Source organism: Acinetobacter sp. CIP 64.2 (assembly GCF_000369645.1).
Classification (GTDB): Bacteria; Pseudomonadota; Gammaproteobacteria; order Pseudomonadales; family Moraxellaceae; genus Acinetobacter.
This window is the reverse complement of sequence record NZ_KB850122.1, coordinates 1,684,981-1,698,944: the sequence shown is the minus strand read 5'-3', so window position 1 is coordinate 1,698,944 and position 13,964 is coordinate 1,684,981. Positions and strand designations below refer to the sequence as shown.

Annotated in this window: 12 protein-coding genes; 6 read left to right on the top strand and 6 right to left on the bottom strand. The window is 41.8% G+C overall.

Translation table 11 applies throughout. From position 1 onward, the window contains the following. Positions 1-115: 115 nt before the first annotated feature. Both F895_RS03185 and F895_RS03190 read right to left on the bottom strand, forming a co-directional pair. On the bottom strand, positions 116-823 hold the full coding sequence (locus tag F895_RS03185; protein ID WP_005243519.1) for a hypothetical protein: 708 nt from the start codon (positions 821-823) through the stop codon (positions 116-118). Between the two features lie 193 nt (positions 824-1,016). Continuing rightward, the gene (locus tag F895_RS03190) at positions 1,017-2,846 is read right to left on the bottom strand and encodes a phosphoenolpyruvate carboxykinase (GTP) (protein WP_005243517.1); all 1,830 of its coding nucleotides are present in this window, start codon (positions 2,844-2,846) and stop codon (positions 1,017-1,019) included. A gap of 397 nt (positions 2,847-3,243) precedes the next feature. Here F895_RS03190 and F895_RS03195 point away from each other — a divergent pair, with 397 nt between their 5' ends. The 4 genes from F895_RS03195 (at position 3,244) to groL (ending at position 7,089) form a co-directional block, all read left to right on the top strand. Further along, entirely contained in the window at positions 3,244-4,182 is a 939-nt protein-coding gene (locus F895_RS03195; RefSeq protein ID WP_005243515.1) for a diacylglycerol/lipid kinase family protein, read from the top strand. Then, positions 4,163-4,930 carry a metallophosphoesterase family protein gene (locus F895_RS03200; protein ID WP_005243513.1) on the top strand — a complete coding sequence of 256 codons (768 nt, stop codon included), beginning with the start codon at positions 4,163-4,165 and terminating at the stop codon, positions 4,928-4,930. The genes F895_RS03195 and F895_RS03200 overlap by 20 nt, the downstream gene beginning before the upstream one ends. A gap of 175 nt (positions 4,931-5,105) precedes the next feature. Then, the gene (locus F895_RS03205; RefSeq protein ID WP_005243512.1) at positions 5,106-5,396 is read left to right on the top strand and encodes a co-chaperone GroES; all 291 of its coding nucleotides are present in this window, start codon (positions 5,106-5,108) and stop codon (positions 5,394-5,396) included. Positions 5,397-5,454: 58 nt separating this feature from the next. Further along, the gene (gene groL, locus F895_RS03210) at positions 5,455-7,089 is read left to right on the top strand and encodes a chaperonin GroEL (protein ID WP_005243511.1); all 1,635 of its coding nucleotides are present in this window, start codon (positions 5,455-5,457) and stop codon (positions 7,087-7,089) included. 70 nt (positions 7,090-7,159) lie between these two features. Here the strand turns inward: groL and F895_RS03215 are convergent, their stop codons facing one another. Then, on the bottom strand, positions 7,160-7,534 hold the full coding sequence (locus tag F895_RS03215; RefSeq protein WP_005243510.1) for a diacylglycerol kinase: 375 nt from the start codon (positions 7,532-7,534) through the stop codon (positions 7,160-7,162). A gap of 190 nt (positions 7,535-7,724) precedes the next feature. Here F895_RS03215 and F895_RS03220 point away from each other — a divergent pair, with 190 nt between their 5' ends. After that, positions 7,725-8,792, top strand: a complete 1,068-nt coding sequence (locus tag F895_RS03220) for a 4-phosphoerythronate dehydrogenase (RefSeq protein ID WP_005243508.1) — start codon at positions 7,725-7,727, stop codon at positions 8,790-8,792. Then, positions 8,789-9,772, top strand: a complete 984-nt coding sequence (epmA, locus tag F895_RS03225; protein ID WP_005243507.1) for an EF-P lysine aminoacylase EpmA — start codon at positions 8,789-8,791, stop codon at positions 9,770-9,772. The genes F895_RS03220 and epmA overlap by 4 nt, the downstream gene beginning before the upstream one ends. A 13-nt stretch (positions 9,773-9,785) precedes the next feature. On the opposite strand, the gene F895_RS03230 is transcribed toward epmA, so the two are convergent. The 3 genes from F895_RS03230 to F895_RS03240 all read right to left on the bottom strand — a co-directional run bounded on the left by F895_RS03230 (position 9,786) and on the right by F895_RS03240 (position 13,949). Continuing rightward, positions 9,786-10,913 (bottom strand): helix-turn-helix transcriptional regulator, encoded by a 1,128-nt coding sequence (locus tag F895_RS03230; protein ID WP_005243505.1) that lies wholly within the window; start codon positions 10,911-10,913, stop codon positions 9,786-9,788. Positions 10,914-11,265: 352 nt separating this feature from the next. After that, positions 11,266-12,270, bottom strand: a complete 1,005-nt coding sequence (locus F895_RS03235) for an SUMF1/EgtB/PvdO family nonheme iron enzyme (RefSeq protein WP_005243504.1) — start codon at positions 12,268-12,270, stop codon at positions 11,266-11,268. Then, positions 12,267-13,949, bottom strand: coding sequence for an arylsulfatase (locus tag F895_RS03240; RefSeq protein ID WP_005243502.1), 1,683 nt, complete (start codon positions 13,947-13,949; stop codon positions 12,267-12,269). Before F895_RS03240 ends, F895_RS03235 begins: the two co-directional genes overlap by 4 nt. Positions 13,950-13,964 lie beyond the last annotated feature (15 nt).

The window sequence follows — 13,964 nt, the reverse complement described above, 5'->3', positions numbered from 1 at the left end:
TTTGCAATTTATTTCATTGTTAGGTTAATGGGAATAGTTGTATTGATAGGCGAATTTAATAGAATTTTTCGAAGAGGCGACAATAAAAAAGGCCGCCGAAGCGACCTGTGATCAGTTATGTCCAGTCAAAGGTAAATAAGACGCGTCGAGTTTCGGGTTGATAAAACATCAAGATATTGTCGGCACCGTGATTGCAATATTCCCAACCCGATGCGGAAGCAATAAAATAATAACGTCGTTCATGTTGATCAAAGATCTGTACAAAACAATTGTCATCTTGTTCAATATTTTTCAATTTAAGTTGTTCTTCGATGGGATAGCACCAGTTGCCATAACTTGCATCACCACCCAATTGATTGAGTAAGATGGCGGGTTTCTTATTCTGATACTTGACATCAGAGGTGCTAATTACTCTTTTTTGTTCTAAGAAACGTTGTTTGACCTGTTGAAAATCCGCATGCATTTCTTGGCTATGATTAAAAACGTCAGTATATGAAGCGTGATTGTTATTTTCTAGAATAAAATAGTGCTGATCAGCTAGCCAATGATATTGAGATTGTTCATCTAGTTGTAAAATAAACCAATTTTCATGCGCAAATTCATTGTGGAACTCCGTTGTTTCTGAGCCGATGTAGCATTCATAAGGTTCAATGGGATTGACTAAATGAATCCAGCCTTGCCATTCAGGATTGATCTGGGCAAGGTTAATCGAAATGAGGGGGAGTAAATGTTTTGTGAGAAAGGAGTCTCTGGCTGCAAAGACAGTGTCTGAGTCTGGGAGTAATTTTAAAAAATCTTGTGCAGTTGTAATGTCTTGTTGCATAACTTTTCCTGTTTAAATCGATGAGATACAGATCTCTTTATATTTTTAAACTGACTTTTGCTTGCACATTAAAGTCTTAATTTGTTCATCTTCGATGGGTGAAAATCACGTTTAAGGCTGTTAGTATATTATAGTTTGTCAGCTTAAAATGACAAAAAAGGCCGCCGAAGCGACCTTTTTATGTCAATGATGATTAAGCAGATTTAACCGCTGCTAATAATTCATTTTGACGATCTTTAAGCGCTTGAGGTAAGCGAGCACCAAGTTTAGTAAATAGCTCAGTGTGGCTTTCAAGCTCTTTGATCCATTGATCTTTGTCTTGAGCGGTAACAGTGTTGAATTGCTCTTTAGAGAAATCAAGACCAGTCCAGTTCAATTGTTCGTAAGTTGGAACATAGCCAATCGGTGTTTCAGTCGCTTCTGCACGACCTTCACAACGATCAATGATCCACTCAAGAACACGCATGTTTTGACCAAAACCAGGCCATACGAAGTTACCTTCGGCATCACGACGGAACCAGTTTACGTTGAAGATTTTTGGTAGTTTGTTACCCGCAGCTTCAGCTTTCGCGCCGACTTTTTTGCCCATGTCTAACCAGTGACCGAAGTAATCAGCCATGTTATAACCCGCAAATGGAAGCATTGCGAATGGGTCACGACGTACGATACCTTGTTGACCAACAGCTGCGGCAGTGGTTTCAGAACCCATGGTTGCTGCTTTGTAAACGCCATCAACCCAGTCAAATGCTTCAGAAACTAAAGGTACTGTGTCTGCACGACGACCGCCAAAGATGAATGCAGAGATTGGTACACCTGCTGGATTTTCCCAGTCAGCGTCAATCGAAGGGCATTGACCTGCAGAAACAGTAAAGCGTGAGTTTGGATGCGCTGCTTTTTCGCCTTCAACGTAAGGTTGACCTTTCCAAGTAATCAGGTCTGCTGGAACTTCTTTAGTTAGACCTTCCCACCATACTTCGCCGTCTTTGGTCACTGCAACGTTGGTATAAATCACATCTTTATGCATCGTTGCGATACAGTTCGGGTTAGTCTTGGTATTTGTACCCGGCGCAACACCGAAGAAACCAGCTTCTGGGTTGATGGCATATAAGCGACCATCTTCACCTGGTTTGATCCAAGCAATATCGTCACCTACAGTCTCGATCTTCCAACCTTCATAGCCCGCTGGTGGAATCAACATTGCAAAGTTGGTTTTACCACAAGCAGAAGGGAATGCTGCTGCGATGTAGTGTTTTTCACCTTGTGGGTTGGTCACGCCTAAAATAAGCATGTGTTCAGCTAACCAGCCTTGCTCACGACCCATTGCAGACGCAATACGTAATGCCAAGCATTTTTTGCCTAGTAGTGCATTACCGCCGTAGCCAGAACCGTAAGACCAGATTTCACGTGTTTCTGGGTAGTGAACGATATATTTTTCATTATTACATGGCCAAGCAACATCTTTCTCGCCATCTTTAAGCGGTGCAGCAACAGTGTGTACACATGGGATAAACTCGCCATCTGTGCCTAACACGTCATAAACTGCTTTGCCCATACGTGCCATTTTTGTCATGCTGACAGCAACGTAAGGAGAATCTGTTAACTCAATACCAATATGAGCAATGTGGCTTCCTAAAGGACCCATCGAGAAGGGAACCACATACATGGTACGGCCTTCCATTGCACCGTCAAATAATCCATTTAATTTTGCACGCATCTCAGCAGGAGCAACCCAGTTATTGGTTGCGCCAGCATCTTCTTGATTTTGAGAGCAGATATAAGTGCGATCTTCAACACGAGCAACGTCAGAAGGGTCAGAATTTGCAAGATAAGAACCAGGATGTTTTTCTTGGTTAAGTTTTTGCATGGTGCCGTTAGCGATCATCAAGTCCATCAGACGTTGATATTCTTCTTCGCTGCCGTCACACCATTCGATTTTTGCTGGTTTGGTTAATTTTGCAATTTCTTCCACCCATGCAATTAGCTTAGGGTGACGAACGAATTCTGGTGCGTTCACTTGGGTCATGGTGATGCCTTTTTAAAGTGTGTACAACGTACAAGTTCTATCTACTGGATGGCAGTAAGACAGAGGAAGTAAAAAAGTGGCTGTATTAAAGCATAAAATCATAAAAAATATAAGACTAAAGAATAGGTGGGGGGATTAAGGTACTTAGGGATAATTATTTTTATTTTATTGTTTTTAAACAACTTTATTATTTTATATTTTAGTATTTTGTTTATTTATATATATTATTTTTGTTATAAATCATGTTTTAAAACAATGGTTTAATTTATTTTTTGCTTTTTTGAGAATTGTTATTGATTATATGAATGAAGCTCATTCAAAATTTACATAAACAAGCTTTTATTTGTTGATTTTGTAAACAAAAATATGATTATTCTCGCCCTTAAGGTTGATGTTAATGACTCAGAATTTACAGCCTTTATCTATTATTTATAATCAAAAATCAGGTTTTCATGCAGCGCAACAGGATGAAGAATATGAGCGTCTCATGACCTTCTGGACGCAATATGGATTCGAAATCCAGGTATTTGAATTAAATCAGCAGGTCAACTTTGATGAGATGATGCAAGATGTTTTACTTCGGCATCGACAGGCTGATTTTCGTGGTGTAGTGGTTGCTGCAGGTGGGGATGGGACTCTGAATGCGGTTGCCAAGAAGCTAATTCATACCGATATCCCGATGGGAATTATACCGTTGGGAACGTTTAACTATGTGGCTCGGGCATTAAATATTCCAATTGATGTTGCTCAAGCGGCAGAAGTAATTGCAACAGGAAAAATACAAGATGTTCATGTGGCAGCGATCAATGACCAGATTTATTTGAATAATGCGAGTTTGGGGCTCTATCCTTTATTTATTAAGAAACGTGAACTTTATAATCAACGGTTAGGGCGTTTTCCCTTAAATGCCTATACATCGGGTTTAGATGTATTGATGCGTGAATATAAGTCATTGAAATTAGCTGTCACTGTAGATGGTCAAAAATATCCAGTTGCGACCCCATTGATTTTCTTTGGTAATAATCAACTGCAGCTTAGTGATATGAAATTAAGAATTGCGAAATGTGCTGCAGATGGCAAGTTGGCAGGTGTTGTCGTTGCGAAAAGTGATCGTCTCAGTTTATTGAAAATGTTATGGAAACTCATTCAGGGCAAAATTGATCAAGCTGCTGATGTGTATTCATTTTGTGCCGAGCATATACAGGTTGACTGTAAAAAGCCAAAATTAACCGTAGCTGTGGATGGAGAGCTTATGGAAATGCAAACCCCGTTAAAATTTTCAGTTGAAAAATCTGCATTAAAAGTGATGGTTCCTAATGCTACTACATCTGTCTGATCTACATTTTGGAACGGAACGTGAAGTTTGTATTCAGGCGATCAAGCGGTTTTGTTTAGAGCATCAACCAGAAGCAGTGGTTGTCAGTGGTGACCTCACCCAGCGTGCACGTTTTAAGCAATTCTATGCATGTCGTCAATTTTTAGATGCATTGTCGATTCCTTATCTGGTGGTTCCTGGCAATCATGATATTCCACTCTTCCATATCTGGAACCGTTTTTTCTCGCCTTTTGTTCGTTATCAGGCGTTTTTTGGTCGCTTGGAAACCACATTGGAAACAGAGCATTTTTATATTGTAGGGATGAACAGCATTCGCCGTAGATACCATACGCGTGGACATATTTCGCTGGAGCAAATCCACGAAACTGACGAAAAGCTAAAGCATGCGCCGTTGAATAAACTTAAGTTGGTGACCTTCCATCAGCCTTTTTATACTTTTCCCAATCAGCATGGGGATAAGGACTGTCCTGTGCTCGCGAAAATTGCATTAGAGCGTTGGGGGGAACGAGGCTTATTGGGTTTATTGCATGGACATCTACATAACGTGGCTGTGCATGATTTAAATCAGATTTTCCAGTTGGGATTTGATCATCCAATTTTAGATATTCATGCCGGTACAGCAACTTCGAATCGATTACGCTTTGGGTTAACCAATAGTTTTAATGTGATTTTGAATGATGGAACAGTGGAACATTATTGGTTAGATGAAACACAGCAAGCCTTTTTGAAATCAGAAAATGTTGTTTAATTCAGCAGCGCCATACTGTTGTGATTAAAAAAACATCTATAAATAGATTTTTTTTTCATTTCCCCCTTGAAGCCATTTTTTTCAACCCCACAAAAGTGGCATATCAAAATTTTATGTATTGCCAAGAACTGGCGGTACACATTAATCAAAAAGACTAAGTCTGATGGAGTTAACTATGAGCAACATTCGTCCATTACATGATCGTGTTGTGATTCGTCGCGTAGAAGAAGAAACTAAAACGGCTGGTGGTATCTTACTTCCAGGTTCTGCTGCTGAAAAACCATCTCAAGGTGAAGTAATCGCAGTAGGTAATGGTCAGATTACTGACAGTGGCGTTCGTGCTTTAGACGTTAAAGTTGGCGATAAAGTATTGTTCGGTACTTATGCCGGTACAACAGTAAAAGTAAGTGGTGAAGAGCTCTTGATCATGAAAGAGTCGGATATCTTAGCGGTACTTGAAGGTTAATCCAAACATAACTCAAAAATTATCAGATACAGTAATTTAAAAAGATTCGGAGTTTAACATGTCAGCTAAAGACGTAAAATTTGGTGATTCAGCGCGCTCAAAAATGATTGCAGGCGTAAACGTACTTGCAGATGCGGTGAAAGTCACTTTAGGCCCTAAAGGTCGTAATGTTGTGATTGATCGTTCTTTCGGTGCACCACACATTACTAAAGATGGTGTAACTGTTGCGAAAGAAATTTCTTTAAAAGACAAGTTTGAAAACATGGGTGCTCAACTTGTTCGTGAAGTTTCTTCTAAAACCAATGACATCGCAGGTGACGGTACAACAACGGCAACTGTACTTGCTCAAGCAATCTTAAATGAAGGGATCAAATCTGTAACTGCAGGTATGAATCCAATGGATTTAAAACGTGGTATCGACATTGCAGTGAAAACGGTTGTTGAGAATATCCGTGCGAATGCAAAACCTGCAGATGACTTTAAGGCAATTGAACAAGTCGGTTCGATCTCTGCAAACTCTGACACTACTGTTGGTAAGTTGATTGCGCAAGCAATGGAAAAAGTGGGTAAAGAAGGTGTAATCACTGTAGAAGAAGGTTCTGGCTTCGAAGACGCTTTAGACGTTGTAGAAGGTATGCAGTTCGACCGTGGTTATATTTCTCCATACTTCGCGAACAAGCAAGATACATTGACTGCTGAACTTGAAAATCCATTCATCCTTCTTGTTGACAAAAAAATCAGCAATATCCGTGAATTGATCACTGTATTAGAAGCTGTTGCTAAAACAGGTAAACCACTTCTTATTATCGCTGAAGATGTTGAAGGTGAAGCGCTTGCAACACTTGTTGTGAACAACATGCGCGGTATTATCAAAGTATGTGCGGTCAAAGCACCTGGTTTTGGTGACCGTCGTAAAGCAATGCTTCAAGACATCGCGATCTTGACTGGCGCGACTGTGATTTCTGAAGAAGTGGGTATGTCTTTAGAACAGGCTTCTCTTCAAGATTTAGGTACTGCACATAAGATCACTGTTTCTAAAGAGAACACTGTGATTGTCGATGGTGCTGGTAATGCAGCGCAAATCGCTGAACGTGTTCAACAGATCCGTGCACAAATTGAAGAATCAACGTCTGAATATGACAAAGAAAAACTTCAAGAACGTGTTGCTAAATTAGCTGGCGGCGTTGCAGTCATCAAAATTGGTGCAGCAACTGAAGTTGAAATGAAAGAGAAGAAAGACCGTGTAGATGATGCACTTCACGCAACGCGTGCTGCAGTTGAAGAAGGTGTTGTTGCAGGTGGTGGTGTTGCACTGGTACGCGCAGTGAATGTGTTAGATAACTTAAAAGGTGCTAACGAAGATCAAACTGCGGGTATTAACATTTTACGTCGTGCAATCGAAGCGCCTCTTCGTCAAATCGTTTCGAATGCAGGTGATGAGCCTTCAGTTGTGATCAATGCCGTTAAAGCGGGCGAAGGTAACTTCGGTTATAACGCTGCTACTGGCGAATATGGCGATATGTTGGAAATGGGTATTCTTGATCCAGCGAAAGTAACGCGTTCTGCACTTGAGCACGCAGCTTCTGTTGCTGGTTTGATGTTGACAACTGAATGTATGATTACTGATATCCCAGAAGATAAACCAGCTGCTCCAGATATGGGCGGTATGGGTGGTATGGGCGGCATGATGTAATACATCTTCGTCTAGATCAGAAAAATCCCTGCAGATGCAGGGATTTTTTTTATGTAAAAAGATCAAATTTCTATCGAAATAGGATAATCATCCATGTAAAAAAGATAATCGCTAAAGAGACAAATTGCGCAGCACTGCCCATATCTTTGGCATTTTTAGACAGTGGATTTTTTTCCAGGGAAACGCGATCAACGACGGCTTCAATGGCTGAGTTAAATAGTTCCACAATAATCGCCAGTAAGCAGACAGCGACCATTAGGGCTTGCTCAACTGCGGTGACATTCAAGAAGAAACTGAGCGGGACCAGAATTACATTGAGCAATAAAATTTGTCGGAAAGCAGCTTCATAGCGAAAAGCAGCTTTAAAACCAGCAACTGAATAGCCTGTGGCATTGAGAATCCGTTTAATGCCATTTTTGCCTTTATAAGGAGAGTATTGCGTCATTACGATGGAGGAATTAGGGAAAGTCCTAGTATAAGAGCAAAGATGTTGCAGTAAATTGGCAATATGTCGCATGCGTGTAGCAAGAGCAGCATTTTTCGGTCATTTAATCGCTGCAGAGTTGTATTTATGAATTGTCAATTAGAAGCCTGCTAAGGATAATAGGCAGAGATTTATTGATGGAAGCTTCTGTATGAAAATTATCGCAGATGAAAATTTGGCATTTACCGATTATTTCTTTGCGGAATTTGCAGAAATACAGCATCGTGCAGGACGAACGCTGACAAACAGTGATGTGCAGGATGCGGATGCACTTTTGGTTCGGTCGGTGACTAAAGTGAATCATGCGTTGATTGATCAGAGCAAAATAAAATTTGTGGGCAGTGCCACCATTGGAACAGATCATCTTGATCTGCAAGCATTAGAACAACAACATATTGCTTGGAGTAACGCACCCGGCTGTAATGCTCAGGCAGTCGCAGAATATGTCATTACCGCTTTACTCCATTTAGATTGCGATCTTTTAGAACAGAATAAGGCGTTTACTTTAGCCATCGTGGGGCTAGGCAATGTCGGAAGTCGTCTGGCTGTGATGGCTCAATTACTGGGCTGGAATGTGATTGGCTATGATCCTTATGTGCAATTGGCTGGCATTGAAAATATAAGTTTTGCTGAGTTGTTAAAGCGTGCCGATGCCATTTCAATTCATGTACCTTTAACTGTATCGGGTGATTATCCAACACAGCATTTATTTAATGCGGTCACATTTGCTGAGATGAAAGCAACGGCGATTTTAATCAATAGTGCACGTGGTCCTGTGATTCAGCAAACTGCGTTAATGGATGATATTGCAAAGACAAAACGCCAAGTGGTGCTGGATGTCTTTGAATTTGAGCCAGAGATTTCGCAAACACTTTTAGACATGCTGGCTTTGGCGACCCCGCATATTGCAGGTTATAGCTTGGAAGGTAAGGCCAGAGGCACGCAAATGATTTATGAAGCCTTTTGCCATAGTTTTAAATATGACATCTCGAAGCATTTTGAAAGTCAATTGCCACCAGTAGAACAATATTTTGAGCAGCAGGATTTAAAAGTGGTACTTAAGCAGTATTTGACGCAGATTTATGATATCGCTGCGGATGATCAGCAACTTCGTGCCTGTGTTCAAAATGGAAAGGTTGAGCAAAAAGCATTTGATTTACTTCGTAAAAACTATCCTTTGCGCCGTGAGTGGGCTGCACACGGTGGGCCAAAAGCATGAGTCAAGTAATGAAAACCTACCAACCGACCTGTTCAATCGATGCTTTAAAAGCACGTGCAGAAATGTATCGTAAGATTCGCCAGTTTTTCGCCGAGCGTCAAGTGCTTGAGGTGGAAACGCCAGTCTTGTCGCAGGCGGGAGTAACCGATGTGCATTTGGCTTCAGTACAGGTGCAACGCCATATTCATGGCAAATTAAATACCCAGTATTTACAGACCTCTCCCGAATTTCCAATGAAGCGTTTATTGGCCAGTGGCAGTGGGCCGATCTATCAAATCTGTAAAGTTTTCCGCGATGATGAGCATGGTCGTAAGCACAATAGTGAATTTACCATGCTGGAATGGTATCGACCTGGGCTCGATTTGAAAGGATTAATGCATGAAACTGCTGATCTGTTAGAAAGCTGTTTGGCGCATCGCTTTGGCGAGATCCGTCCTGTTGTTCTCAGTTATAAACATGCGTTTCAGGATCGTTTGGAAATTAATCCTTTACAGGCAAGTCTGAAACAGCTTAAAGACACGGCCAATCGGGTTGGCCTGAATCTTGATTTGGGTGATGACCGTTTGGGCTATATGGATCTGTTATTTTCTCATGTTGTAGAACCTAGCTTAGGCTTTGATACTCCTGTATTTTTAACGGATTTTCCGCCTGAAATGGCTTCGCTGGCAAAAGTGAAACAGGATGCAGACGGTGAACTGGTTGCAGCACGGTTTGAGGTGTATATCGAAGGCTTGGAGCTAGCCAATGCCTATGATGAGCTTTTGGATGCCGAGGTTTTGGCTTCTCGTTTTCAGGCAGATAATACAGAGCGTGCCCAGCAGGGATTACCTGTCATTCCAACAGATCAGCATTTGTTAGCAGCCCTACCGAATATGCCAGAATGTTCAGGTATTGCTTTAGGTGTGGATCGGTTGTTGATGGTGGTCATGAACCAGCTCAACATTGATCAGGTGATTGCCTTCCCCGCCGAGATTGCATAAGGGGGATTCGAGATTATACCAACTGCATCAACAATTGAATCAATTCACTTTGTCGGTGCGTGTTGGTTTTCTTGAAAATCGATTGTAAATGTTTTTTCACGGTATCCGCTTGAATGTCATGGATCAGGGCAATTTCTTTGGTGGTTTTACCTTCAAGCAGTTGCTCGCAGATTTTGTGCTCAACAGGGGTAAACATAAAAAGTTGCGTACAAATGTCTTTCTGGTATTTGGGCTTAGGCTTAAGCCCTGAGAATGTTGCCAGTAAGACTGGGCGTAAACCAAAAATCTTATATGTTTTTTCCGGGCTGAGTAAATCCAGTGTTAGGAATAAATGTTGATCTAGCATCATGACTTTGCTGCGTTCTGCATGTGCCAGATCGTGATGATTTTTATAAAGACGTTCTAATTCAATCAAGTTCTGATCGAATTGTTGTTGCTTATTCTCACTTAACAGAAAGCGGCGTTGCTTAATCTGGATCTGTTCATTCGATGCTAATAATTGTTCTGCCTCAGTATTAATTTCAAGGATATCGCCATTCAGATTAATAATTGCGATCGGCTGATTCATTTTTTGAATCAGTTGTGATCCGAGTAAGGTCATGCTGGAATATTCAAAATGATGCCGATATTGCTGAATCTTTTGCCGCAGCATCGGCAAAATCTCGTACACGGGTTCTAACTCAGTGCAGTTTAAAGCACCACGATCAGGACTGGTGAGAAAGGCTAGAATGACACAAACTTTGTGATCATAAATCACCTGAATGGCTGAGCAGAAGCGTAGATTCAGCGGTTGCAGTACACGTTGATAGACTTGAGTTTGAATAATTTCATGTTCTTGAAAATGTTGAGTGCAATGCATCCATCCCTTCATTGGCCCTAAAAGCATTTTCTTTAAACGCGGGTCATCATCTATGGCCAAGCGGATTTGGGTTAGTGCGGCTTGTTCAAGTTGATTGGCATCAAAATTGATGCCGTGATGAACACTGAAAGAAAGCGCTTGTACCTCTAGGTCAACAGCAAGCAGTTGGGATGCCTGCAGATCAAAGTAATGGTTCAACTGTTCGAGAAAAATCATCCAATCATCAGCATGCTGAACCTTGTTCAATATTTTGAGGACAGCGCCATGTTGGATTAGATTCATCTAAAAATTCCATCAGAAGAATAAAATATATCCTTGTAGTTTATATCGGTTGTTAATAAATGAAATTACTAATTGGAAAAAATGTGATTTATTATGCAATTATCGGATGAAGTGGATTATTTGGTATAAATAAAAAGGCGATAAGATACCTAAACCTATAAAAACTTAAGCTGGATTCATAATTACTTTGTAATGGGAAAGGTTCAATTTCATCACTAAACAATCAGCTTGAACAGAACGAGTGCAAAAGAGAATGCACCAGAAATTTGATGCATTATTTTTTTATTCACTTTGAACGCGATATTGAATTTCTTACGCATAGGTCGTCAAAAATGCTGAACAGCAGTCGATATCAGGATTGCGTGCGTAAGATGGTTCTAAACCCGACATGGGTTGCAGCTAAATCAAATTCTTGTGGGTAACGACTACTATTTCGATAACGAGCACAAAAGTTAGAAGCACATAAAAAAGAACCGCCTTTCAATACATATTGCGTTGCAGTGCTGTTTTGTTGTCGCAGTTCCGCATAATTGCCCATGTGTTGATCATGTGCGCCGTGATAGACAGAAGACGTCCACTCCCAGACATTGCCAATCATATCGAATAATCGAAAGGCATTGGCGGGATAGCATCCGACTGGCGCTACACCGTCGAAGTGATCTTCCGCTGTATTGTTAAGTGGGAATTCACCTTGCCAGTAATTGGCTTGGGGATGTTGATGCGTATCTTGAGGTGCTTGGTGTAAAGGGGTATCTGTTGTTGATCCAGCTTTGGCGGCATACTCCCATTCTTGTTCGGAAGGTAAATCTCGCCCTAACCAGACCGCATAATGTTCTGCATCATTTTTGGTGACATAACGCACAGGTTCGGAGGGAAGAGGAGCTTGACCTGCAGCGCCGTTGGGGGTTTTCCAAGAGTAATCGCTTTTCAGTTGCCACCATTGATTCGGATGATTGACATCAGGGGAAAATACAGCGGCCTGTTTTTGTTTTTCCGCATCGGTGACATAGCCTGTTGCTTTGACAAAACTGGCAAATTGGGCCACGGTCACCTCCGTTTGGTCAATCCAGAACCCTTCAACTTGGCGTTGTGGTTTGCCAAAATTCAGCTCATCAGGGTAGGCTAAATTGGAACCGAGTTGAAATGTTCCTTTCGGAATCCAAACCATGCCCGCAGTTTTACTGTGTTGCCAAGCATGGGGTAAGCCGGAATACTGTTGGCATTGCGGCAATGAGCCAAGGGATGCTGTGGCGGTCGCCGTTTGGCGATGGGACGTTGTGGTGTCTGGGGCAACTTTGCTGCAGCCTGCCACAAGGGACAGGCTGCAGAGTGAGATTAAAATGGGCGAGAGTTTCATTTAAGGAAGTATTCCTTGACGCCATTTTGTTGGGTGTATTTATTATAGACATCCACCAACTCTTGCAGCTTGGCTGGGTTCTCCTGCGCAAGATTTCGAGTTTCTCCTCGATCATTTTTGAGGTTGTAGAGCTCCCATGTACCCGTCCCAAGTCCAGATGTTCCTTGTAGGGCGATTTTCCAGTCTCCTTGACGTGCATATTTACTGCCATGTAATTCATCAGCAAAACTAAAGTTCACAGGGCGAATTGCTTGAGCCTTATTTTCAAGTATGGCTTTCCAAGAATAGCCACTTGGTGTATTAATTTGGCGACCTTTGTATTGGCCTTGTGGAATGGCAATGTTGGCATAGTCAAGAACCGTTGGGAAAACATCCAGAACGGAAGCAAAGCCATGATAGGTTGCTTGCGCTTTGCTTTGATCAGGTAGCTTTACAATCGCAGGTGCGGTTGTTGCGCCTTCGCCTGCCGTATCTTTCCAAAGGTGAAAGGGTGCAGCACTGACTTCTGCCCAACGTGGCCCGACATAATGGTAAGAGCTTGAGGTTCCGACATTATCAACGCTATTATCAAACCCAGATTCAGCCCCATAATTACCACGGATAAAACCTTCGGCGCCATTGTCAGACACAAAGAAAATGAGAGTATTGTCATATAGATTATTGCGTTTTAGATATTGAATGACCCGACCGATGTTGGCATCCAGATTTTCGACCATACCCGCATAGATTTCCATTCTGCGTGCTTCCAAGGCCTTTTGCTCAGGTGAAAGTTCATTCCATTTACCGTATTTTTGTGGTGCATTTTGTGTGGCAATAGGGTCTGCAGCTGTAAAGTTGGCGGGGATCAGTCCGAGTTGTTTCTGGCGGGCGATCCGTGCATCTCGAATCACATCATAGCCGACATCATAAACACCACGATAGCGGTCACGATATTCGGTGGGTGCCTGTAAGGGCCAATGTGGAGCAGTATAGGCTGCGTAGGCAATAAAGGGCTTTCCAGAGTTTTTACCTGAGTCTAAATAGCTAATCAGTTTATCGGTGTAATAATCGGTTGAGAAAAAATTATCAGGCAAGGATGAAATTGGGACGGGTTTGCCATCTTCAGTATAGGTTGCATTACGTTTATAGGCCGAAGGCGCTTGTTTAAAATGTAGGTCTAGACCTTGTAACAAGGTAAAGGAATGGTCAAAACCTTTGGCATGTGCATTGCTTGCATCGGTTAAGCCTAAATGCCATTTGCCACTGATATAGGTGCGATAACCATTGTCTTTGAGCACCTCTGCGATGGAAAGTGAGCGTTCATTTAAATAGCCCTCATAACCTGGCTGTCCTTTTAGGTGCGGTGGTGTAAGTTCAGCCATGGCACCAATACCAGCCAAATGATGGTCTGTGCCCGAAATCAATTGCGAGCGGGTTGGAGAACAGGTTGGTGCAGTATGATAATCGGTTAGAATGCGGCCTTCTCGCGTCAGGGCATCAATGTTTGGAGTACGAATTTCTCCACCAAAAGCCCCTAAATCTGAATAGCCTAAGTCATCGGCCATGATGAATAAAATGTTAGGTTGCTTTTTGGTTTCAACGACAGTGTTGGAATTATCAGAATCATTATTACTGCAAGCTGAAATTGACAGACTAAATAATGCAATTGAAAGCGTGCTCAGGAGGCTTTTACGAGACATGAGAATCGACTTAAT

Bases quoted from the DNA above. Each gene is read 5' to 3' on its own strand.
- F895_RS03185 (WP_005243519.1), bottom strand. From the start codon at position 823: ATGCAACAAGACATTACAACTGCACAAGATTTTTTAAAATTACTCCCA.
- F895_RS03190 (WP_005243517.1), bottom strand. From the start codon at position 2,846: ATGACCCAAGTGAACGCACCAGAATTCGTTCGTCACCCTAAGCTAATT.
- F895_RS03195 (WP_005243515.1), top strand. From the start codon at position 3,244: ATGACTCAGAATTTACAGCCTTTATCTATTATTTATAATCAAAAATCA.
- F895_RS03200 (WP_005243513.1), top strand. From the start codon at position 4,163: ATGCTACTACATCTGTCTGATCTACATTTTGGAACGGAACGTGAAGTT.
- F895_RS03205 (WP_005243512.1), top strand. From the start codon at position 5,106: ATGAGCAACATTCGTCCATTACATGATCGTGTTGTGATTCGTCGCGTA.
- groL (WP_005243511.1), top strand. From the start codon at position 5,455: ATGTCAGCTAAAGACGTAAAATTTGGTGATTCAGCGCGCTCAAAAATG.
- F895_RS03215 (WP_005243510.1), bottom strand. From the start codon at position 7,534: ATGACGCAATACTCTCCTTATAAAGGCAAAAATGGCATTAAACGGATT.
- F895_RS03220 (WP_005243508.1), top strand. From the start codon at position 7,725: ATGAAAATTATCGCAGATGAAAATTTGGCATTTACCGATTATTTCTTT.
- epmA (WP_005243507.1), top strand. From the start codon at position 8,789: ATGAGTCAAGTAATGAAAACCTACCAACCGACCTGTTCAATCGATGCT.
- F895_RS03230 (WP_005243505.1), bottom strand. From the start codon at position 10,913: ATGAATCTAATCCAACATGGCGCTGTCCTCAAAATATTGAACAAGGTT.
- F895_RS03235 (WP_005243504.1), bottom strand. From the start codon at position 12,270: ATGAAACTCTCGCCCATTTTAATCTCACTCTGCAGCCTGTCCCTTGTG.
- F895_RS03240 (WP_005243502.1), bottom strand. From the start codon at position 13,949: ATGTCTCGTAAAAGCCTCCTGAGCACGCTTTCAATTGCATTATTTAGT.